Origin of the sequence: Paraburkholderia sp. BCC1884, assembly GCF_900996225.1 — a bacterium.
In the GTDB taxonomy this organism is placed as follows: Bacteria; Pseudomonadota; Gammaproteobacteria; order Burkholderiales; family Burkholderiaceae; genus Paraburkholderia.
The window spans coordinates 116,205-138,543 of sequence record NZ_CAAJGL010000079.1; the positions used below are offsets into that span (position 1 = coordinate 116,205).

Annotated in this window: 14 protein-coding genes; 13 read left to right on the forward strand and 1 reads right to left on the reverse strand. The window is 62.8% G+C overall.

The window, feature by feature from the left end; all coding sequences use genetic code 11:
* Window positions 1–39: 39 nt before the first annotated feature.
* Window positions 40–357, forward strand: a complete 318-nt coding sequence (locus FQ705_RS16015; protein WP_144142725.1) for a single-stranded DNA-binding protein — start codon at window positions 40–42, stop codon at window positions 355–357.
* Here the strand turns inward: FQ705_RS16015 and FQ705_RS16020 are convergent.
* A complete protein-coding gene (locus tag FQ705_RS16020) occupies window positions 327–1,253 on the reverse strand; it encodes a LysR family transcriptional regulator (RefSeq protein ID WP_144142727.1) in 927 nt (308 codons plus the stop codon). The two genes, FQ705_RS16015 and FQ705_RS16020, sit on opposite strands and share 31 nt — an antisense overlap.
* A gap of 108 nt (window positions 1,254–1,361) precedes the next feature.
* On the opposite strand from FQ705_RS16020, the gene FQ705_RS16025 reads away from it, so the two are divergent.
* From FQ705_RS16025 to FQ705_RS16080, 12 genes are all read left to right on the forward strand, one after another.
* Entirely contained in the window at window positions 1,362–3,128 is a 1,767-nt protein-coding gene (locus FQ705_RS16025) for an acyl-CoA dehydrogenase family protein (protein WP_144142729.1), read from the forward strand.
* On the forward strand, window positions 3,125–4,360 hold the full coding sequence (locus FQ705_RS16030) for a CaiB/BaiF CoA transferase family protein (RefSeq protein WP_144142731.1): 1,236 nt from the start codon (window positions 3,125–3,127) through the stop codon (window positions 4,358–4,360). Before FQ705_RS16025 ends, FQ705_RS16030 begins: the two co-directional genes overlap by 4 nt.
* Before the next feature lie 74 nt (window positions 4,361–4,434).
* A complete protein-coding gene (locus FQ705_RS16035) occupies window positions 4,435–5,748 on the forward strand; it encodes an MFS transporter (RefSeq protein ID WP_144142733.1) in 1,314 nt (437 codons plus the stop codon).
* Window positions 5,749–5,960: 212 nt separating this feature from the next.
* A complete protein-coding gene (locus tag FQ705_RS16040) occupies window positions 5,961–7,478 on the forward strand; it encodes an amino acid racemase (RefSeq protein ID WP_144142735.1) in 1,518 nt (505 codons plus the stop codon).
* Between the two features lie 202 nt (window positions 7,479–7,680).
* Entirely contained in the window at window positions 7,681–13,566 is a 5,886-nt protein-coding gene (uvrA, locus tag FQ705_RS16045; protein WP_144142737.1) for an excinuclease ABC subunit UvrA, read from the forward strand.
* Window positions 13,567–14,444: 878 nt separating this feature from the next.
* Window positions 14,445–15,155 (forward strand): energy transducer TonB, encoded by a 711-nt coding sequence (locus tag FQ705_RS16050; RefSeq protein ID WP_144142739.1) that lies wholly within the window; start codon window positions 14,445–14,447, stop codon window positions 15,153–15,155.
* A 76-nt stretch (window positions 15,156–15,231) separates the two neighbouring features.
* Window positions 15,232–16,140 (forward strand): MotA/TolQ/ExbB proton channel family protein, encoded by a 909-nt coding sequence (locus tag FQ705_RS16055; RefSeq protein WP_144142741.1) that lies wholly within the window; start codon window positions 15,232–15,234, stop codon window positions 16,138–16,140.
* Window positions 16,141–16,152: 12 nt separating this feature from the next.
* Complete coding sequence (locus FQ705_RS16060) at window positions 16,153–16,575, forward strand: ExbD/TolR family protein (RefSeq protein ID WP_144142743.1); 423 nt, start codon at window positions 16,153–16,155, stop codon at window positions 16,573–16,575.
* A 58-nt stretch (window positions 16,576–16,633) separates the two neighbouring features.
* Window positions 16,634–17,062 carry an ExbD/TolR family protein gene (locus FQ705_RS16065; protein ID WP_144142745.1) on the forward strand — a complete coding sequence of 143 codons (429 nt, stop codon included), beginning with the start codon at window positions 16,634–16,636 and terminating at the stop codon, window positions 17,060–17,062.
* Window positions 17,063–17,071: 9 nt separating this feature from the next.
* A complete protein-coding gene (locus tag FQ705_RS16070; protein WP_144142747.1) occupies window positions 17,072–18,277 on the forward strand; it encodes a tetratricopeptide repeat protein in 1,206 nt (401 codons plus the stop codon).
* A 208-nt stretch (window positions 18,278–18,485) separates the two neighbouring features.
* On the forward strand, window positions 18,486–19,061 hold the full coding sequence (locus FQ705_RS16075) for a helix-turn-helix domain-containing protein (RefSeq protein WP_144142749.1): 576 nt from the start codon (window positions 18,486–18,488) through the stop codon (window positions 19,059–19,061).
* Between the two features lie 380 nt (window positions 19,062–19,441).
* Window positions 19,442–22,165 (forward strand): TonB-dependent receptor, encoded by a 2,724-nt coding sequence (locus FQ705_RS16080; RefSeq protein WP_144142751.1) that lies wholly within the window; start codon window positions 19,442–19,444, stop codon window positions 22,163–22,165.
* The last annotated feature ends 174 nt before the right edge of the window (window positions 22,166–22,339 follow it).

Here is a 22,339-nt window from a genome sequence, read left to right on the forward strand (position 1 = left end):
TTCGGCTCGTGCACGATCAGTGATAACAGGAGCAGGGCGATGATCGATGGATTGGTGGGCGGGCGGTTGTATGGCGAGGCGCAGATTCGCACGGGGCAGAACGGCAGGCGTTTTGTCACCTGCAAGGTGCGCGCAACCACCAATGACGGCGACACGATTTTCGTCAATGTGATTGCTTTCGACGACGACGTGCAAACCGCGTTGCTGGCATTGGCCGACGCGGACAGCGTCGCGCTGAGCGGCACTATCACCCCGAAGGTGTGGACCGACAAGAACGGCCTCGTCAAGCCGGCCGTGGACATGATCGCCCATCGTCTGCTGACCGCTTACGACGGACGCCGCGAAGGCGAAGCCTGAAGCGCTTTGCGCGGCTCGCCGCCGGCGTCCCTGAGGTAATCGACGAAGCGGTCCGCGACCGGCTCCGCATCGCCGCTTCTGCGCAACAGCAACACCTGCGATAACAGCGTGTCGCCCTTCAACGGCAGAAAACAGACCCGTGGGTCCTGCACCTGGCGCAACGTATAGGGCACCAGCGCGACGCCCATGCCGAAGCCGACCATCGTCACCACGGTTTGCCACAAGCGGGCCTCGTGGCGGATCAACGGACTAAACCCGGCGCCGACGCACTGCGCGATGATCAGATCGTGATAATGCGGCGACACGGTGCGCGGAAACAGGATGAACGGCTCCTGTGCCAACGCCGCCAGATCGATCTTGCGCTTGCCGGCCAGCGGATGATCGACCGGCAGGCAACATAGAAACGGCTCGGAAAACATCGGTGTGGAAATCACATCGGATGGGAAGTTGCCCCAATGCGCGCAACCCATGTCGATCTGCATGCGCTGGATTGCATGCACCTGCTCGCTGGTATTCATTTCCTTCAGGACGATTTCGACACCCGGATAATCGGCCTCGAAACGGCTCACCGCCTGCGGCATACCGCGGTACAGCATCGAGTTCACGAAACCGATCCGTAGACGCCCCGCGAGTCCGTGCGCGGAACGCACCGTGATGCGTTCCGCCTCGCTTGCCTGTAACAACAGGCGGCGCGCCTCGCCGAGCAGCACCTGGCCGGCATTGGTCAGCGAAACCGTTTTGTTGTTGCGCGCGAGCAGTTGCACGCCGAGTTGCTCTTCGAATTTGCGAATGTCGAAGCTGAGCGCGGGCTGCGAAATGAAGAGCCGCTTGGCCGCGCGGCCGAAATGCAATTCCTCGGCGACCGCCACGAAATAGCGCAATTGCTTCAGGTCCACGGCGGTCTCCTCGTTCCGATCGATAAGCTGCGTCTATCGTACCGGATATAAGTTGTATTAGACGATTATCGAAGCCGCTTCTATGCTGCATCCACAAAGGAGACAAGCATGAGCGATTTCACCGCGCAGCCGGCATACGGCGCGTCCAACATTCCCGACAGCCGGGGCCTCAACTTTTTCACGAACGATCCCGACTTTGCGGGCCTGCTCAGGCTGCATCTCGGCGACACCCTGTTTCAGGAACTCGAGAGCCAGCTGGTTTCGCTGGGACAGCGTGCCTCGGATGAACTCGATATCTGGGCGCTGTCCGCCGATAAAAATCCGCCTCAATTGCGGCATCGCACGCGGCGTGGCGAAGCGCTCCAGAGTATCGACAAGCATCCGGATTACGTCGCGCTCGAACGCGTGGCTTATGCGGAGTTAGGTCTGGCGTCGATGAGCCACGCCACCGTGGACGGCAAAAAAGCGCCGCCGCCGCTCGTCAAATATGCGCTGACCTTCCTCTTCGTGCAGGCGGAATTCGGCTTGTGCTGTCCCGTCAGCATGACCGATTCGCTCACGCGCACATTGCGCAAGTTCGGGGCGCCCGAACTGGTCGCACGTTTTCTGCCGATGCTCGCCTCGCGCGATTTCGACACGCTGTTTCAGGGGGCCATGTTCATGACCGAACAGGCGGCGGGCTCCGACGTCGCGCGCATTGCGACACGCGCAGCCTGGGAGGACGACACGCACGGCGAGAAAGGCTGGCGTCTGTACGGCGATAAATGGTTCTGCTCGAACGCCGACGCCGACCTGGCGATGGTGCTCGCGCGGGTCGACGATGCGCCACCGGGCATCAACGGCCTCGGCTTGTTCCTGCTGCCGAAAACGCTGCCGGACGGCACGCTTAATCACTACCGGATCGTGCGTCTGAAGGACAAGCTCGGCAGTCGCTCGATGGCGAGCGGCGAGATCGTGCTGGAAGGCGCGCTCGCGTATCTGATCGGCGAAGTGGGGCGTGGTTTTCATCAGATGGCCGACATGATCAACATGTCGCGTCTGTCGAACGGCGTGCGGGCAGCGGGCTTGATGCGACGTGCGTTGACCGAGGCGCTGCATGTCGCGCGCAATCGCGAGGCGTTCGGCCGCAAGCTGATCGACATGCCCCTGATGCAGCGTCAGTTGCTCAAGATGATGTTGCCGGCCGAACAGGCTCGTTCGATGTTCATGCAGATCGCCATGCTGCTGGAAAAGGCCGACGCGGGCGACCGGCAAGCAGCCAAATGCGTGCGCATTCTCACGCCGCTGATCAAGTTCCGCGCCTGCCGCGACGCGCGCCGCGTGACCGGCGACGCGATGGAAGTGCGCGGCGGCACCGGCTATATCGAAGAATGGAGCGACGCGCGGCTCGTGCGCGACGCGCATCTCGGCTCGATCTGGGAAGGCACCAGCAACATCGTCGCGCTCGACGTCGCACGTGCGGCGAAACGCGACGGCGCGCTCGAACCGTTGCGCACGTATTTGCAGGACCTGCTCGGCACGGCGGGTTTGCCCGCGACGAGCCTCGCGCTGCTGCGCTCGACGCTGACGCGCGCCTGCGATGCGTTGATGAGCGTCGCCGAATCCGGCCATGACGAATGGGTGCGTCAGGCGGGGAGCGCGCTGTATCACGTGAGCACGGCGGTGCTGATGGCCTGCGAAGGCATGCGCCTCGCGCCGGATTATCGGCGTCTTGCGTTGAGTCATCTGATTCTGCGTCACAAGCTGTTGCCATTCGATCCGCTCGACGTGCAGGGCGCACCGGACGAAGGCGCGGTGCTCGACGCATTGGTCAACGGGCGCAGCGTCACGCTGGAGCAGGCGCAGGCAATATTGCCGGCAGGGAGTGTGCAATGACCGCAACCCTCGACAGCGGCGTACAACGTCCGCAAGGCGCGCTGCAAGGCATCAAGGTGATCGACTTGAGTCGCGTATTGGGCGGCCCGTACTGCACGCAGGCGCTCGCCGATCACGGTGCTACGGTAGTCAAGCTCGAACCGCCCGACGGCGACGAAACCCGTGGCTGGGGCCCGCCGTTCTATGGCGACACCGCGTGGTACTTCGCGGGCGTGAACCGCAACAAGCAGGGCATCGCCATCGACCTCTCACGCGACGAAGGCCGCGCGATTCTCTGGAAGTTGCTCGAAGACGCCGACGTGCTGGTCGAAAACTTCAAGCCCGGCACGCTGGCGCGCTGGGGCATGGACTACGAGCGCGATCTGCGCGAGCGCTTTCCCAAACTGATCCATTGCGCGGTGTCGGGCTTTGGCCCGGATGGTCCGCTCGGCGGCTTGCCCGGTTACGACGCCGCGATTCAGGCGATGACCGGCCTGATGAGCGTCAACGGCGAGCGCGACGGCCCGGCTACGCGGGTCGGCTTGCCGGTGGTCGACATGGTGACCGGCCTGAACGCGCTTGCCGGCATCCTGCTCGCGCTGGCCGAGCGGGTGAAGAGCGGGCGCGGGCAGTCGATCGATATCGCCTTGTACGACTGCGGCGTGTCGCTGCTGCATCCGCATCTGCCGAATTATTTCGGCTCGGGGCGCACTCCGCAGCGTAGCGGCAACGCGCATCCCAACATCACGCCTTACGACAGCTATTGCACCGCCACTGCACCGATCTTCCTCGCGGTAGGCAACGACCGGCAATTCGCGCGATTGTGCGCGCATCTCGGCGCACCTGAACTCGCCGACGATCCGCGCTATGTGGACAATCGCAGCCGCTGCGCGCATCGCGAGCCTTTGAAAGCGGCGCTCGAAAGCCTGCTGGCAGCGCACGACTGCGAGCCGCTCGCGCATGCGTTGATCAACGCGGGTGTGCCGTGCGGCCCCGTGCAAACGGTCGATGTGGTGGCGCGCCATCCGCACACTTTGCATCGCGGCATGGTGGTCGAACTGGGCGAGTATCGCGGCACCGCATCGCCGATCAAGCTGTCGCGCACGCCAGCTTCCTATCGCAGCGCGCCACCCGCGCTCGGCGCGGACACGCGCGAAGTGCTCGACGGCCTGGGTATCGACGCAGCTACGCAGCAGCAATTGTTCGAAGCGGGCGTCCTCAAGGGCGAATTGGAAAAAGCCCGGACGCCGTGATTTTCCCTGCTGTTTCCCGGTTAGCGGCACGCAGAGGCTGCGCCACCCAAAACAACGATTCTGGAGACACCGACATGAACCGCGAATCAGACGAACACGCCGCCGTCCGGCAACCGACCCGCGCCGCAGCCGCGGCCTTCGTCGGCACGACCATCGAGTGGTATGACTTTTATATCTATGCCACGGCGTCCGCGCTGATTTTCGGCAAGCTGTTCTTTCCCGGCAGCGATCCGTTCTTCGCGACGTTGGCTTCGTTCGGCACCTTCGCGGTGGGCTTTTTCGCGCGGCCGTTCGGTGGCCTCGTGTTCGGGCATCTGGGCGACCGCATCGGTCGCAAGAAGGCCCTCGTCGCGACGCTGGCGATCATGGGCGTCGGCACGGTCGGCATTGGTTTCCTGCCCACCTATGCCAGTGCGGGCATCTGGGCGCCGGTCCTGCTCGTGCTGCTGCGCGTCGCACAGGGCGTCGCGATCGGCGGCGAGTGGGGCGGCGCGGTGCTGATGGCGAGCGAACATGCGCCGCAAGGACGTCGCACTTTCTTCGCGTCGTTCGCGCAACTCGGCAGTCCGGCCGGACTGATTCTCTCGCTGGTGGCGTTTCGCGCGGTGGCGTCGATGGATAAGGCGGCGTTTCTCAGCTGGGGCTGGCGCTTGCCGTTCATCGCAAGCGCAGTGCTGCTGGTGGTCGGCCTGCTGATCCGCGCGGGCGTCGACGAATCGCCGGAATTCAAGGCGCTCAAGGCGCAGCGACGCGTCGCCGCGTTGCCGGTCGCCGAAGTGGTGCGCGACGCGTGGCGCACCTTGTTGTTATGCCTGGGCGCGAACGTGATCGGGGTGGCGGGCGCGTGGTTCGTCAACACCTTCATGCTCAATTACACGACCCAGACCCTGGGCCTCGACCGCTCGCTGATTCTCGACTGTCTGTTCGTGGTGGCGTTCATTCAGTTGTTTACACAACTGGGCTCGGGATGGTTCGCGCAACGCATCGGCACGGGCCGCTTCCTGAAGGGTGCGGCGGCGCTCGCGATGCTCTCGCCTTATCCGATGTTCGCGCTCGTCTCGACCGGTCGGCCGGTGGCGATCGTAATCGGCATTGCGCTCGCGGTGATGTGCATGTCGAGTTCGTACGCGGTGATGGCGGGCTTCATGTCGACGGCCTTCCCCGTGCGCGTCCGCTATTCGGCGATTTCATTGTCGTACCAGGTCTGCGCGGCATTGGCCGGCGGTTTGACGCCGCTGATCGGCACCGTGCTCGCGCACCGCTATCCGGGCGCGTGGTGGCCGCTGGCCGTGTTCTACAGCGTGCTGGCCGGGATCTCGCTGGTATGCATCGGCACGCTCGAGCGTCGCAAACGCGGCGCGGCGCCTGCCATGGCGGAGGTCGCCTGAGGGGGCCGGGAACGATTGCCGTTAGGGCCACTGGGCAAAGTGGCTGCAAAGGCTTGCTGCAAAAGTTCGCTGCTGGCGCTCGCTGCAAAACGTAAGGAAATGCGGGTTCGTGGTTAACCCCACGTCATACTCGGTCGACATAATGTCATCCTCAGGCGCACAAAAGCCGCCTACCATCGAGGCAGGCGGAGAAAACGACAGGGGAAGTCATCATGAATCGCTATCGTTCGCTGGGCGTGGTGACCGGCGCAGCGCAACTGGCCAGTGCCGACGTGCTGAGCCGAATGACCTGCGCCGCGCCGCATCACGGCGCGGCGTTGCCGTTCGATCTCGTACTGGAGCAGCGCGCCTGGTCCGGGCCGGCCTCGCAACGAACGGCGAGCGCGCAGTTCAAGATTCATGTCTTTGACAACCTGCGCGCTTTCGAGAAGCGTGGTGTCGACGCGATCGTCCTGCCGTGCTTCCTCAGCCACACCTTCATCGACGAACTCTCGGCCAACCTCACCGTGCCGATCGCCAACATCATGAGCGCGCTGACGGCGCACGTGCGGCAGGCGTTTCCGTCGGTGTGCCGGGTCGGCGTGCTGACCTCGGACGCGATTCGCGGCAATGGCCTCTTCGAGCGCTACTTCGACGCCGCGCATGTCGCGGTGATGCACCCACGACTCGATGCGGGTATCGACTGCGTGACGAGCGCGGTGTTCGGCGAGCAGGGCATCCGCAGCGGCTGCTTTTTTGGGCGCCCGGTCGAGTTGCTGCGTGCGGCCTGTGCCGATCTGATCGCGCAGGGCGCCGAGCTCATCGTGCCGGGGCTCGCGGAAATCGCGCTGGTCGACCGTCTGCTCGGCGCATTCGAGGTGCCGGTCATCGACACCAATCGGGTCTATGCGCGCTACGTGGCGGCAGCGAACTATGCGCAACGGGAGCGTCGTTTCAAGGTAGGCGTGGTGGGCGGACTCGGCCCGGCTGCGACCGTCGATTTCATGGCCAAGCTGGTGCGTAATACGCCGGCTGCCTGCGATCAGGATCATCTCAAGGTCATGGTCGAGCAGAACCCGCAGATTCCCGACCGCACCGCGGCGTTACTCGACGACGGCGCCGATCCGACGCTCGCGCTCTATGCCGCCTGCAGGACACTGGAAGACGGCGGCGCCGATCTGATCGCGATTCCGTGCAACACGGCGCACGCGTTTGTCGAACGGATTCAGCCGTCGCTCGGCATTCCGATCGTGAATATGCTGACCTGTACCGCCGATTATCTGCGTGACACCTTTCCGGGCCTGCGCGAGATCGGCGTGCTGGCCACCTCGGGCACGCTCGCCAGCTGCGTCTACCAGCAATCGCTCGAAGCGCGCGGCTTTGCCCAGATCACGCCCTCGGCGTCCGCGCAGGCGCGCCTGATGAATGCCATCTACGGGCCAAAGGGCGTCAAAGCCGGCTACACCGCCGGCGAATGTGCCGACGACCTCGCTGTGGCGGTCAACGACCTGGTGGCTCAAGGCGTGCAGGTGATCGTACTGGGCTGCACCGAGCTGCCGCTGCTGGCGCGCGACGCCACACTTGCCTGCCCAGGCGGGCTGGTGGTGCGGCTGGTCGATCCGACCGACGTGCTGGCGCGGCGCTGCGTAGCGTATGCGCTGGGCGACCGCGCGGCGTTGGGCGAAGTGCCGGCCCCGGCGGCGCAACCGGTAGCCGTCGCCCAATCGGGTGTGGAACGCCTCTACGGCTAGCCGCACCGCGCAAGTGGGCCGCGAACGCCAGCGCGGCCGCCATCGCGGCGCGCCGTGTCGTGGAAAACTGTATAAATATACAGTATAGTATCCCGTTGCAAGCTGGGCCTGGCGTGAGCGTGCTGCCGGCCATTTGCACTGAACTTGCGCGGTCGCGAGGCGTCCGTGAGAGGTGGCCCACTCATTCAGACGGTCGGAAAAATTGGCATCTAACGGCATCATCAAGATTCGCGGCGCGCGCCAGCACAACCTCAAGAACGTCGATCTCGACGTAAGAACCGGCGAGATGACGGTCGTAACCGGTCCGTCCGGTTCCGGCAAGTCGAGCCTCGTGTTCGATACGCTTTATGCGGAAGGGCAGCGGCGCTACGTCGAAACTTTCAGCGCCTACGCCCGGCAGTTTCTCGATCGCATGGACCGGCCGCAAGTCGACCGGGTCGACGGCGTGCCGCCGGCGATTGCGATCGACCAGACCAACCCGGTGCGCAGTTCGCGCTCCACCGTCGGCACCATGACGGAGCTCAACGACCACCTGAAGCTGTTGTACGCGCGCGCGGCCGAGCTGTTCGACCGCAAGACCGCGCAGCCGGTGCGTCACGACACCCCGGAAACGATCTACGCCGAGTTGCTCGAACGCACCGCGCAAGACGATCCGCGCCTCGTCGTCACGTTCCCGGTGGAGTTGCCCGAGTCGGCTTCCGAGCAGGAAGTGGAGCAGTGGTTGTCGGCGAGCGGCTACACGCGCGTGCAGGCGCAGCGCGAGGTGGATTCGCCCACCGGCAAACGCAAGCTGCTCGACGTGGTGGCCGACCGCTTCCGTCTGCGTGCGGTCGACAGGCAACGCGCGGTCGAGGCGATCGAAGCCTCGCTCAAGCGCGGCGGCGGCCGGGTCAATGTCTACGTGCTGCCCGCCACACCCGAGGCACCGGAAAGCCAGCCGGCGCAGCCCGCCATCTGGCGTTTCTCCACGGGCTTGCACAGTCCCGAAAGCGATTTGCGCTACGCCGATCCACAGCCGGCGCTGTTCTCGTTCAACTCGGCCTACGGTGCCTGCGAAGTGTGCCGCGGTTTCGGCCGCGTGATCGGCGTCGACCTCGGGCTGGTGATTCCGGACGCGCGCAAGACGTTGAGCGAAGGCGCGATCAAGCCGATGCAAACGCCCGCCTGGAAGGAGTGCCAGGACGATCTGATGCGCTACGCGGCGAAAGCCGGGATTCGCCGTGGCACGCCGTGGGGCGAGCTGACGGACGCCGAGCGTGACTGGGTCATCAACGGGTCGCCGGAGTGGAACGGCAAGTGGCAAACACATTGGTACGGCGTCAAACGCTTCTTCGAGTATCTCGAATCGAAAGCGTACAAGATGCATATTCGCGTGCTGCTGTCGAAATATCGCAGCTATACGCCGTGTGAAACCTGCGGCGGCGCGCGTCTGAAAACCGAATCGCTGTTGTGGCGCCTCGGCAGCAAGGCGAATGCGGACGACGTCCTGCCGCCGGCCCGGCGTTTCATGCCGCGCGGCGTCGAATGGAGCCGTGCCCAGCTCGAAGCCGTGCCGGGACTGACCGTGCACGATCTGATGCTGATGCCGATCGAGCGCATCCGCCGTTTCTTCGACGAAATCAGCCTGCCGAGCGCCTTGCTCGACGACGCGCTCAAGCTGCTGCTGGCCGAAGTACGCACGCGTCTCAAGTACTTGTGCGACGTCGGCCTCGGTTATCTGACGCTCGACCGGCAAAGCCGCACGCTGTCGGGCGGTGAGGTCCAGCGGATCAACCTGACCACGGCGCTCGGCACATCGCTCACCAAGACGCTGTTCGTGCTCGACGAGCCGAGCATCGGGCTGCATCCGCGCGATCTGAACCGGATCGTCGAAGCCATGCATCGTCTGCGTGATGCGGGCAATACGCTGGTGGTGGTGGAGCACGATCCGTCGGTGATGCTGGCGGCCGATCGTCTGATCGACATGGGTCCGGGGCCGGGCGAACGCGGCGGTTCGATCATTTACGACGGCGTGCCCGAAGCGATCCGTTCGTCGGGCACGCTGACCGGCGAGTATCTCGCCGGCCGCCGGCATGTGGCCGATGCGGCGCACTGGACGCAACGGCCAGTCGAGCCCGGCACGCCGCGCATCGTGCTCGAAGGCGCGACGGAACACAATCTGCGCGACGTCACGGTCGAGATTCCGCTGGAGCGGCTCGTCTGCGTCACGGGGGTGTCGGGCTCCGGCAAATCCACGCTGCTGCAAGACGTCCTGTATCCAGCCATGGCGCGGCATTTCGGACTCGCGACCGAATCGCCCGGCGCGTTCAGGAGCCTGAGCGGCGCCGATCAGGTCACCGACGTCGTGTTCGTCGACCAGTCGCCGATCGGCAAAACGGCCCGCTCGAACCCGGCCAGTTACGTGGGCGCGTTCGACGAGATCCGCAAGCTGTTCGCCAAGGCGCCGCTCGCGCAACAACGGGGTTACGGCCCCGGCATGTTCAGTTTCAACTCGGGCGACGGGCGTTGCCCGACCTGCGGCGGCTCGGGTTTCGAACATATCGAAATGCAGTTTTTGAGCGACGTGTACCTGCGCTGTCCGGATTGCGACGGCCGCCGTTATCGCGCGGAACTGCTCGAAGTGAAGATCGAGCGCGGCGAGCCGGCGCGCGCGTTGAGCATTGCCGACGTACTCGAATTGACCGTGAGTGAGGCGATCGCCTATTTCGGGAAGGATGCCGAAGTACTGCGTGTGCTCCAGCCAATCGTCGACGTGGGGCTTGAATACGTGAAGCTAGGCCAGCCCGTGCCGACGCTCTCCGGTGGCGAAGCGCAACGGCTCAAACTGGCCGGTTTCCTTGCGGAATCGGCGCAGCCGCGCACGGCGCGCAGCGCGAAACAGCCCGTCGCGAAGCGTCTTTTCATGTTCGACGAACCTACCACGGGTTTGCATTTCGACGACATCGCCAAGCTGATGCAGGCGTTCGGCAAGCTGCTGGCAAGCGGTCATTCGCTGATCGTGATCGAACACAATCTCGACGTGATCCGCGCTGCGGATTGGCTGATCGATCTCGGTCCAGAAGGGGGCGATGGCGGCGGCCGGGTGCTGTGCGCCGGCACGCCGGACCACGTCAAGCAATGTCCGGAATCGCATACCGGCGAGGCGCTGCTGCAATACGATCGTGCGATGGGCGCGGCCGCCGAACCGGCGTCGCAGGGCATACCGCTGCAGAAGGCGCTGAGCGCGGCACGTGCGCGCCGGGCGATCGAGGGCGAGGACGTGGTGCGCATCGTCAATGCGCGCGAGCACAACCTGAAGGCGCTCGACGTCGACATTCCGCACGGCAAGTTCAATGTCATTACCGGCGTGTCCGGGTCGGGCAAGTCCACCCTGGCCTTCGACATCCTGTTCCACGAAGGGCAGCGGCGTTATCTCGAATCGCTGAATGCCTATGCCCGTTCCATCGTGCAACCGGCGGGGCGGCCTGAGGTCGATGCCGTCTACGGCATTCCGCCGACGGTCGCGATCGAGCAGCGTCTGTCGCGCGGCGGTCGCAAGAGCACGGTCGCCACGACTTCCGAGGTGTGGCATTTCCTGCGTCTGTTGTACGTGAAGCTCGGTTTGCAGCACTGTATTCACGATGGCACGCCGGTCACGGCGCAAAGCGTCGAATCGATCGCGGCGCAGTTGCTGCGCGATCACAAGGGGCAGCATGTCGGTTTCCTCGCGCCGCTGGTGGTGAACCGCAAGGGGGTCTATACCGATCTCGCGAAATGGGCGAAAGCGCGCGGCAATTCGCATCTGCGCGTGGATGGCGAATTCGTGCCGGTGGACCCGTGGCCGAAGCTCGACCGTTTCCGCGAGCATACGATCGAACTGCCGGTGGCCGACCTTGTCGTATCGGCGGACCATGAGGCCGAATTGCGCCAGGCGCTCGACCAGACGCTTGAAGTGGGCAAGGGTGTGATGCATCTGCTGACGCCGCTCGACGGCCTGCACGACGCGATCAGCGGCGGCCGGCCCACGTCGAAACTTGGCGCCGTCAAGGTGCTGTCCACCAGGCGCGCCTGTCCGGTGTGCGGCACGAGCTATCCGGAGCTCGACCCGCGCATGTTCTCGTACAACAGCAAGCACGGCTGGTGCACGACCTGCGTCGGCACGGGCCTCGCGCTGACGCGAGAGCAACGCGCTGCCTACGACGACACGATCGTCGCCGACGACAACCGCGGTCGCGAGCAAAGCTTGCCGTCGGAAGAGCAGGAACCCGAAGGACTCGCGGACGAACCGTGTCCGGATTGCGCGGGCACGCGGCTGAATCCGACGGCGCGCGCGGTCACGTTCGATTCGCAGGCGATCGTCGACGTCGCCCAATGGACGGTGTCCGAGACGCGCGCCTGGATCGATTCACTGGAGATGACCGGCCGCGATGCGGAAATTGCGCGGGACGTCATCAGCGAGATCGGCAGCCGTCTGCAATTCCTCGAAGAAGTCGGGCTCGGCTATCTGAGCCTCGATCGCGCGGCGCCGAGTCTTTCCGGTGGCGAGGCGCAGCGTATCCGGCTGGCCGCGCAACTCGGCAGCAACCTGCAAGGCGTGTGCTACGTGCTCGATGAGCCGACCATCGGTCTGCATCCGCGCGACAACCAGATCCTGCTGAACGCGTTGCGCAAGCTCGGTGAGAAGGGCAACACGCTGGTGGTCGTCGAGCATGATGAAGATACGATCCGGCGGGCCGATCACATCATCGATATCGGGCCTGGCGCGGGCAAGCGCGGCGGCACGCTGGTCGCGCAAGGCAGCGTGGCCGATCTGTCGGCGCAGCCGGACTCACTGACCGGCCAGTTCCTCGCGAACCCGATCGTGCATCCGTTGCAGCCGCGTCGCACGGTGGTTGCGGCGAGCAGGCGCACGGCGGCGGTGCCGGAGCACTGGCTGACCGTGCATGGCGCCCGATTGCACAACCTGCGTGACGTCACGGTCGGGATTCCGTTGTCGCGACTCGTGGCGGTCACGGGCGTGAGCGGCTCGGGCAAATCGACGCTGGCGCGCGACGTGCTCATGGCCAATCTGCTGGATGCCGTCGGCCGCTCCGTGATGTCCTCGCCGGCCACCCGGCGGGCGCGCGCGGCGGCTGAAGAAAAGCCGGCCGCCAACCGGCGCTCGAGCGTGTTGGCGCGTAGTGCGCCGCGTGCGCCGTTGAACGTGACGCATGCGTGGCAAGGCTGCGATTCGATCACCGGATGGGAGCCTATCGACCGCGTGCTGGAAGTCGATCAGACACCGATCGGCAAGACGCCGCGTTCGTGTCCCGCTACCTACATCGGCGTGTGGGACGCAATCCGCAAGCTGTTCGCGGGCACGCTCGAAGCGCGCGCGCGCGGCTATACGGCGTCGCGCTTCTCGTTCAACACCGGCGACGGGCGTTGCCCGGCGTGCGAGGGTCAGGGCGTGCGCACGATCGGCATGAGCTTCCTGCCGGACGTGAAGGTGCCGTGCGATGTGTGTCACGGCCAGCGCTTCAACCCGGAGACGCTCGCGGTGACGTGGCGCGGCAAAAATATCGGCGACGTTCTTACGATGGAGATCGACGAAGCCGTCGAATTCTTCGCGCCGATCTCGAACATCGCGCATCCGTTGCAGTTGATGAAGGATGTCGGGCTCGGGTATCTCACGCTGGGTCAGCCGTCGCCCACCTTGTCGGGTGGCGAAGCGCAGCGGATCAAGCTCGTCACTGAGCTGAGCAAGGTGCGCGACGACATTACGCGTCGTGGTCAGAAGCCGCCGCATACACTTTATGTGCTGGATGAGCCCACGGTCGGCCTGCATATGGCGGACGTCGCCAAGCTGATCCGCGTGCTCCATCGTCTCGCGGACGGCGGCCATAGTGTTGTCGTCATCGAGCACGATCTCGATGTGATTGCCGAGGCGGACTGGATCATCGACCTCGGTCCGGAAGGCGGTGTGGGCGGCGGGACGATCGTCGCAGCCACCGATCCCGAAGGGCTGGCCCGTGTCGCTGCGAGCCACACCGGAGCGGCATTGCGACCCGTGCTCGCGCGAACGCAACACGGCGCGATGACGGCGAAAGGCGAGGGTACTAACGGGTAAAAGGGCGGAGCGGCGCAATTTACCGGAATTGCGCCGCTTGTGACGAATTGCATCGCTCGTCTATGCGTAAGCTATGTGTAATTTAATTCAATTGATTTGTAATTAGTCAAAAGACGTAATCGCCATGCCTATTTGAAGTGTCGTAAATAGCCCTAAAAAGAAATTCAAAGCCCGTTTTTCTTCTGCTATCTTCTCGCCTTCAGTCGAAGCCTCGTTTTGCTGTCCGATCATCGCAGCGAGGATCCGGCTGGCGATCCCGTCAGGCTGTTATGCATCCTCCGTGCAAGGCCCGTCCGGCGGGCTCTGCGGCATAAGATCGAAGCATCCTGCCAGCTGTCGTGAATGCTTTTGCGTCGCTCCGTGAGAGTGGCCGCGTCCCAAGTATCGAGCCGCGATAAGCGGTCTCCGCATCTGTCCGACATACGCTTTTTCTTTTAAAGCGGCGGAAATCCAGTGTTAGTTAGAGGGTTCTTTCTAAACTAAGTATGCTGGCATCAAAAAAAGTTTGACCGTACATTTTTTGTCCTGCTATCGTTGCCTCCCATGAAACGAATGTGACGTTCGCGCAAAAAGTCCCAGGCGCCATCGCGGACATCCATTACGTTGTCTTCTGCGTTCATGCGGCAAGAGAACGGGCGGGTCATATTTAATCTATTAGTAGTTCTACCTAGATTGGTGCCGAGCCAGTCAAGGCGTCGTTACGCCTGGCGAACGCCGACGCGCTCGTGCCGATCAATCCAGGTGGATCGGCAATACAGGAATTTTGGACTACAAATCAATGCAGTCAGATTGATCGGGTCGGTCGAAGTAAAGGATGTTGGCGGTAAGAAAGCGCACTGCAGTTACAGAAATGGACGGTTCACGCCGGAGGAGTAAAGGTGGGTACGAAAGTTGAAGGGCAATTTCCGGCAGCAACGGCCCGGATGGAACGGCCAGGACGCCCACGCGAGTTTGGGCGCAAGCAACAAAACCCAGTACGCCGCTTTGGCGGCATCGCAGTTGTTCTGCTCCTGCATATCGTGCTGATCTATGCACTTATCAACGGCCTCGCCACCAAGGTCGTGCAAGTCATCCAGCACCCCATCGAAACGAAGATCATCGAGCCGGTGAAGCCGCCGCCTCCGCCGCCGTTGCCGACCGTGCAATTGCCGCCGCCGAAGTTCGCGCCGCCGCCGCCGCCGTTCGTGCCGCCGCCGGAAGTGCAGGTGCAAACGCCGCCGCAGCCGACTATCACGCACCAGGCTGCGCCGGTCGTGTCGGCGCCTGCCGTGGCTCCGCCCGCACCGCCGGCCCCGCCCGCACCGAGCAAGCCCGTGAGTGCCGAAGTTGGCGTCGTGTGCCCGAACTCGGATCAGATCCGTTCGTCGATCCGCTATCCGAAGGAAGCACAGGAAAACAACGTGACGGGTGATGTGCTCATTGAATTCGTTGTCGACCCGCAAGGCCATATTACGAATGAACGTGTTGCCAAATCGGCAGACGATTCCTCGCTGGATCGCGCTGCGTTCAACGCGGTCAAGCAGTTCACGTGCGTTTCCCAAGGCCAGGCTGTCCGTGTGCAAGTTCCGTTCTCGTTTAACCTGAACTGATCCCACAGGCTGTTCGGTACCGGTAGCGATTTATCAGTCTTAGTTTAGAAGTTGTACTAATGAACTTGGAGCAGGCATGAAGAAGCGTACTCTCGCCGCACTGGCGGCAACCATGTTGTTCGCCGTAACCACGGTGGATACCTTTGTAGCACCGCATATGGCCCACGCGCAGGCTAGCGACGCAACCGCGTCGGCAGCCACGGCGCCGGCCACCGCAGCACCGCAAACCGCGAGCGCGGCAACCGACGACGCCGTGCCGCCGCCGGCGCCGGCTACCTCGGAAACGGTCAGCAACCCCTACGGCCTTGGCGCGCTCTGGAAGAACGGCGACTTCGTCGCACGCTTCGTCCTGATTCTGCTGGTGCTGATGTCGATGGGCAGCTGGTACATCATGATCACCAAGTTCGTCGAGCAGTTCCGTGCGAACCGCCGCGCGAAGAGCGCCGAAGAACAGTTGTGGACCGCGCCGTCGCTGGTTGAAGGCGCCAGGCTGCTCGACGAAGCGTCGCCGTTCCGCTTCATCGCCGAAACGGCTATCGAAGCAGGCGAGCATCACGACGAAGCCCTGCTCGAAGCAGTCGACCGCAATACCTGGATCGATACGTCGGTCGAGCGCGCGATCACCAATGTGTCGAATCGTCTGCAAGACGGCCTGGCCTTTCTCGGCACGGTCGGCTCGACGGCACCGTTCGTCGGTCTGTTCGGTACGGTGTGGGGTATCTATCACGCACTGACGGCAATCGGTATCGCCGGCCAGGCATCGATCGACAAGGTCGCGGGTCCGGTGGGTGAAGCGCTGATCATGACCGCAATCGGTCTGGCAGTGGCTGTGCCCGCGGTGCTCGGCTACAACTTCCTGGTTCGTCGCAACAAGTCGGTGATGGAACGTGTGCGTGGCTTCGGCGCACAACTGCACACTGTTCTGCTGGCCGGCAGCCGCCGCTCGGCGCGCGCCACGGCTCGCGAAACCTCGCTGGCCCAATAAGCGGAGTCCGTCATGGCAATGAGCGTTGGGCAGGACGACGACGACGAGGTCATCTCCAGTATCAACACTACGCCGCTCGTCGACGTGATGCTGGTCCTGCTGATCATCTTTCTGATCACGATTCCGGTAGTGACGCATACGGTGCCGGTGCAGCTGCCGAAGGAGACGATCCAGCCGCTGCAAACCACGCCGAAGAGCATCGTCATCGCGGTCAACCGCGACGGCGACTTCTTCTGGAACGAGAAGCAGGTCGATGCGCCTACGCTGCTGGCACGCCTGAAAACCGTGTCGGTCATGACGCCGCAACCGGAAGTGCATGTTCGCGGCGACCAGAGCGCGCGTTATGAATTCATCGGCCGGGTCATTACCGAGTGCGAGCGCGCTGGTATCGCGAAGGTTTCGTTTATCACCGAGCCGCCGGCACGCGGCGGCTAACTTTGCATGAGATCGGACGAGGCGCCACAGCGCGAAGTCCGATCGACAGGAGACGATCATGGGAATGAACGTATCGTCGGGTGGCGGTAGCGAACCGGATGTGATGGTCGACATCAACACCACGCCGCTGATCGACGTGATGCTGGTGCTGCTGATCATGCTGATCATCACGATTCCAATCCAGACGCACGCCATCAAGATGAACTTGCCGGTCGGCAATCCGCCGCCGCCGATCACGCAACCCGAAGTGGTGCAGATCGATATCGACTTCGACGGCACCACGACCTGGAACGGCCAGCCCGTGCCGGACCGCGCGGCGCTCGAATCGAAACTCGCTCAGGTGGCGGCCGAACCGGTGCAGGCAGAAATTCATCTGCGGCCGAACAAGCTGGTGCCGTACAAGGATGTCGCGGCGGTGATGGCGTCAGCACAACGACTGGGCGCGACGAAAATCGGCCTGATCGGCAACGAGCAGTACATGCAATAAGGAAGGGCAATGCAAACGATTCATCAACGCTTCAGGCGCGCCGTGATCGCGGCCGCTTTTGGTGGGCTGTCCGCGCTTACCGCATTGCCGCTCGCGGCGCATGCCGCCGACACGCTGCGGCCTGATGTAGCGAAGCCGCTGAATGCCGCGCAGGATCTGTATCGCGCGCACAAGTACAAGGACGCGTTGACGAAGATCGACCAGGCGGCGGCCGTACCCGGCAAGACGCCGTACGAAAGCACCATGGTCGAGGAAATGCGCGGCGCCGCGGCAGTGGCGGCGGGTGAAACGGGCATCGCCGCGCAGGCGTATGAAACGTTGCTGAGCTCCGGCAAGCTGACGGGCGCGGACGAACAGCGCACGACGGCGGCGCTCGCGGGCATCTACTTCCAGCAAAAGAACTACGCGCAAGCTGCCAAAGTTGCACAGCGTTATCTGAAAGCGGGTGGCGGCGATCCCGACATGCGCACCCTGCTGGTTCAGTCGTATTACCTGTCAAACGATTGCGCGAGCGTAGTGGGCCTGCTGAAGCCGACCGTCGATGCACAGGCGAAAGCCGGCCATGCGCCCGACGAGTCGCAACTGCAGTTGCTCGGCACTTGCGCGCAACGCGTGAAGGACGACGCAACGTATCGCAGCACGCTTGAAAAGCTGGTTGCCTATCACCCGAAGCAGTCGTACTGGGACGATATGTTCGCGGCGATCCGCAACAAGCCGGGCTATTCGTCGGCGCTCGATATCGATACTTACCGGCTGCGTCGTGCAACGGGTTCGCTCTCCACGGTCGACGATTACATGGAGATGACGCAACTGGCGATCGTCGCCGGTACGACCGCCGAAGGCAAACAGGTGATCGATCAGGGCTTTACGTCTGGCGTGCTTGGTCACGATGCGCAGTCGGATCGCGAGAAGCGTCTGCAGGCGCTCGCGGCTAAACGTGCGCAAGCGCCGGCCGATCCGGCCAATCCTGTTGCGCCGGTCAACGTCGCCTTCAATCAGGTGTTCGCAGGGCAGGCCAAGCAGGGTATCGCTGGAATGGATGCGGCGATCGAAAAGGGCGGTCTCGATCATCCGGACCAGGCGCAGTTGCATCTCGGCGTTGCCTACTACATCGCGGGCGATAAGCCCCGCGCTGTCCAGGCCTTCCGCGCTGTGAAGGGTACTGACGGATCGGCGGATCTCGCCCGTCTGTGGGTGCTGGTGGCGTCGAAGTAAAACCTCCGTTTCCACTTTGTTTCATTCGGTGAACCGCGCTCGAAACATGGCTGTGTCGAGAGCGCGGGCGCGCGCTCGCCTTCTCGAATGCAGGTTCACGCCGCTACCCGGCGATGGTTGCTCGCGCAACTTGATGGAGAGTGTTGTATTAGTTGAAACATAATTAGCTTCTATCAAACTATTTTTGACTACGGGATTCTGTCTTGCTATGGTTTTGCCACTCGATAACAAGGCACATGTTGCAGTCGCTATAGGAAGCAAAATCCGCGCGCTTCGCCAACGGCTGAAGCGAACGCTGGAAGAAGTGGCGAAGACCGCGGGGATTTCCAAGCCGTTTTTGTCGCAAGTGGAACGCGGGCATGCAACGCCATCGATTACGTCACTCGTTGGTATTGCTCGAGCTTTAGGTGTCACGGTGCAGTACTTCGTCGACACGCCGACTGAAGACAGATCGGTGCGTAGAGGAAGCGAGCTGAAGTACTTCGGCTTCGATGGAAGTGCCAATCTCTTTGGTCGACTGACGAATCTGTCGGTCGGCAGCAAGCTGGAAGTCATTCTCGTCAAGATGCCGGTGGGGCAGAACCCATCGGAGGTCACGACGCATGCAGGGGAAGAGTTTCTGTATGTGATGAGCGGAGAGATATCGCTCACGTTAGAAGGTACGACATTCGTGTTGCACGCAGGTGACACCGCGCATTACGAGTCCACCGTGCCTCATGCCTGGGCCAATACGGCACGCGAAGAGGCGGTGCTCGTATGGGTCGGAACGCCAAGATTGTTCTAGAGCCGCACTCCACGCTTTTTTAAAAAGCGGTCGCTCTGTGTTTCAAGCTTTACCTGAGGTTGCAAAGGACAGGTGCATGAAGAAGGGCAACGCATTGCTCCAGCCTGTGTCGTGTCGCATAAGAAGTGAAATCAATTAGAAAGCGCTGCGCATTTCGTTTGTAATAAATTAGTAGTCCGATTCTGATTCATTTGAAGTACTCCGTCTATCTGACTGTTTTTTTGCATGCCGGGTAAGGGGTAACCAGCATGCAAAGTGGGAAAGAGAGCGGAGCGGCTTTAACGGAGCGCGGCGCAAGATCGCCGTATATCGAGTGGCGAGGTTCAAAAGACCTCTCTTCACATACAGCTGTGGCCTTACTGACGAGCGGGAAGGGGAAAATGAAACAAAGGGCATTGGCGTTGGCCATCAAAAGAATAATCTGGGCTGAACTGGCGTTGTCGGCTGCGATCGCTATTCCGGCGTTCGCACAAAGCCAGCCGGCCGCAGCGGACACGGCGGCGGGTACGACGACGGAGAGCAAGCCCGCGGCAGCGGCAGCCGCTCCGGCATCAAGTACTGCCGCGACGCCCGCGACCGCGACTGGCAACGGCAACGTTGCGCAACTGAAGAAGTTCGAAGTCACCGGTTCGCTGATTCGCAGCGCCGACAAGGTCGGCTTCAATCAGGTCCAGACGGTTTCGCAGAAAGACATTCAGAATAGCGGCGCTTCGACCGTCGCTGACTTCCTGCGCACCACCTCGGCCAACTCGGCCAATAGCTGGGGCGAAGGCCAATCCGCCAACTTTGCGGCAGGCGCGGCAGGTATCGCGCTGCGCGGTCTGAGCGAAAAATATACGCTGGTACTGGTGGATGGTCAGCGCGTTGCGCCGTTCGCATTCTTCTCGAACAGCGTCGACTCGTTCTTCGACCTGAATACGCTGCCGTTGAACTCCATCGACCGCATCGAAATCGTGAAGGCCGGCGCCGTGTCGCAATACGGCTCGGACGCCGTCGCAGGCGTGGTCAACATCATCACGAAGCACGACTTCCAGGGGCTGCAGCTCGACGGCAGCCTTGGCAGCGCCCTGACCGGTGGTAACGGCGACGGCACCTACAAATTCGGCGTGCTCGGCGGTTTCGGCGATCTGAATTCCGACCGCTTCAACGTGACGGCCGCCGCGAGCTACTACAAGTCGAACGGCTTCACGCTGGCCGACCGCGACTCGACGCGCAATCAGGATTTCACGCAGCAGCCGGGCGGACTGTCATTGCTCTCGCCGTCGTACTGGAATATGCCGGACGGCACGGCACAGCCCTTGATGGGTTGTCCGCCGGGTAGTTCGGTTCACCCTGCAGGCACCAATTCCATCGCTTCGGCGGGCGTGACGGGCGGCGCGGTATGCGGCACCAACACCGCAGAAAGCCTGTCGATCCTGCCGCTGACCGAGCGTCTGAACGCCAAGCTGCACGCTGACTTCAAGGTCAACGATGCGACGACGGCGTTCGGCGACTTCCTGATCAGCAGCAACACGAGCACCAGTAACCAGGGCGTCAACGTGGTCGGCAATCCGCAGACCCCGACCCTTGTGTACAACCCGCAGACGAAGCAGCTCTCGCCGTTCAACACGGTGGTGCCGGCATCGAACCAGTACAACCCGTTTGGCGTCGACACACCGCTCACGTACACGTTCCCGAACGCCGTAGCGGAAGAAACGTACGCGACCTTCTGGCGCGCGTCGACCGGTATCAAGGGTTCGTTCAATCTGCCGAACGGTGAATGGGATTGGGCGACCTCGGTCAGCCACTCGCAGAGCACGGTTTCGAACGAATACTCGAACGAGCTGAACGCCGGTGCACTGAATAACATTTATCAGAACGGCACGTACAACTTCTCGAATCCGGCGGCCACCCCCAACGGGTCCGTGGGTCTGTACACGAGCGCGAACAACCTGGCTATCTCGAAGCTCGATACGGTCGACGCGACGTTGGCGACGCCGGAACTGTTCCATCTGCCGGCAGGCGACGTGGGTCTCGGCTTCGGTGCGCAGTTCACGCACCAGAGCGAAATCATGACGCCGGGCGGCGGGTTCGCGGACGGTACCGTCATCAACCCGAATCTCCAGACGGTGAACGGCCAGCGCAACGTGGCGGCTGTGTACTACCAGTTGGACATTCCTATCATCCGCAACCTGACGTTCAGCCAGTCGGGCCGTTACGACCACTACAGCGATGTCGGCGGTGCATTCTCGCCGCGCTTTGCGCTTCGCTATCAGCCGGTCTCGGCGCTCACGATGTACACCTCGTACAACCGCGGCTTCCGTGCACCGACGTTCGTCGAGGACAGCAATTCGCGTACGCTGGGTATTCAGGTCGATCAGGCCACCGGCCAGAATTACACGTCGATCACCGAGGGTAACCCGGACCTGAAGGCCGAACGCACACGTAACCTGGACATCGGCTTCCAGGTGTCGCCGACCCGTACGACCGACGTCGGTCTCGAGTGGTACAAGATTCGTGTCGATAACGTGATCGGCCAGGGTGCGCCTTCGTCGACGGTTGTCGACCCGACGACGGGCCAGACGCTGTACGTCAATATTCCGTACGCGAACCTGGGCTACCTCGATACGAACGGTTTCGAAGGCACGCTGCGTCAGTCGTTGCCGACGGCAGTCGGTATGTTCACCCTGTCGGGTGACTGGGCTTACGTGAACAGCTTCAAGCTCGGCTTGCCGGGTGGGGCGCCGGTGAATGGTGCGGGTAACAACTACACCATCACCCAACCGTTCGGCGGCAGCTTCCCGCGCTGGAAGGGCAACACCACGCTGGACTGGAATTACCACAAGTTCGACGCAGCGCTGACGTGGCAGTTCACGGGTCCGTACGCACAAAATCTGGCGTCGCAACCGAGCCGGGTGGGGTCGTACAGCCAGTTCAACCTGATGATGACGTACACGGGCTTCAAGCACTGGACGATTTACGGCGGTATCGACAACATCTTCAATCGTATCCCGCCGTACGATCCGATCTTTGCTAACGGCACGCTGGATCAGACGGGCTACGACACGTCGGTCTATACGTACATTGGTCGTTTCGCGCAGGTTGGCGCAACGTACAAGTTCTGATGAAAGCGTAGTCTGATTGCCTGGTAGGAACGGTCGCTTCGGCGTGCGGTACGGCGCTGGAGCGACCTCGTTTTTGATGCAGTAGAGTGAAGTACGCCCCGCAGGAAGTCCCCTTGGGGAGTCGGTGGCCAAGGCGTTGCGGGCTCGCGTTGCTGTTCGACAGGGCCTGGTTCG

Excerpts from the sequence above, each read along its gene's own strand:
- FQ705_RS16015 (WP_144142725.1), top strand. The coding sequence starts at position 40 with ATGATCGATGGATTGGTGGGCGGGCGGTTGTATGGCGAGGCGCAGATT.
- FQ705_RS16025 (WP_144142729.1), top strand. The coding sequence starts at position 1,362 with ATGAGCGATTTCACCGCGCAGCCGGCATACGGCGCGTCCAACATTCCC.
- FQ705_RS16030 (WP_144142731.1), top strand. The coding sequence starts at position 3,125 with ATGACCGCAACCCTCGACAGCGGCGTACAACGTCCGCAAGGCGCGCTG.
- FQ705_RS16035 (WP_144142733.1), top strand. The coding sequence starts at position 4,435 with ATGAACCGCGAATCAGACGAACACGCCGCCGTCCGGCAACCGACCCGC.
- FQ705_RS16040 (WP_144142735.1), top strand. The coding sequence starts at position 5,961 with ATGAATCGCTATCGTTCGCTGGGCGTGGTGACCGGCGCAGCGCAACTG.
- FQ705_RS16055 (WP_144142741.1), top strand. The coding sequence starts at position 15,232 with ATGAAGAAGCGTACTCTCGCCGCACTGGCGGCAACCATGTTGTTCGCC.
- FQ705_RS16060 (WP_144142743.1), top strand. The coding sequence starts at position 16,153 with ATGGCAATGAGCGTTGGGCAGGACGACGACGACGAGGTCATCTCCAGT.
- FQ705_RS16065 (WP_144142745.1), top strand. The coding sequence starts at position 16,634 with ATGGGAATGAACGTATCGTCGGGTGGCGGTAGCGAACCGGATGTGATG.
- FQ705_RS16070 (WP_144142747.1), top strand. The coding sequence starts at position 17,072 with ATGCAAACGATTCATCAACGCTTCAGGCGCGCCGTGATCGCGGCCGCT.
- FQ705_RS16075 (WP_144142749.1), top strand. The coding sequence starts at position 18,486 with ATGGTTTTGCCACTCGATAACAAGGCACATGTTGCAGTCGCTATAGGA.
- FQ705_RS16080 (WP_144142751.1), top strand. The coding sequence starts at position 19,442 with ATGAAACAAAGGGCATTGGCGTTGGCCATCAAAAGAATAATCTGGGCT.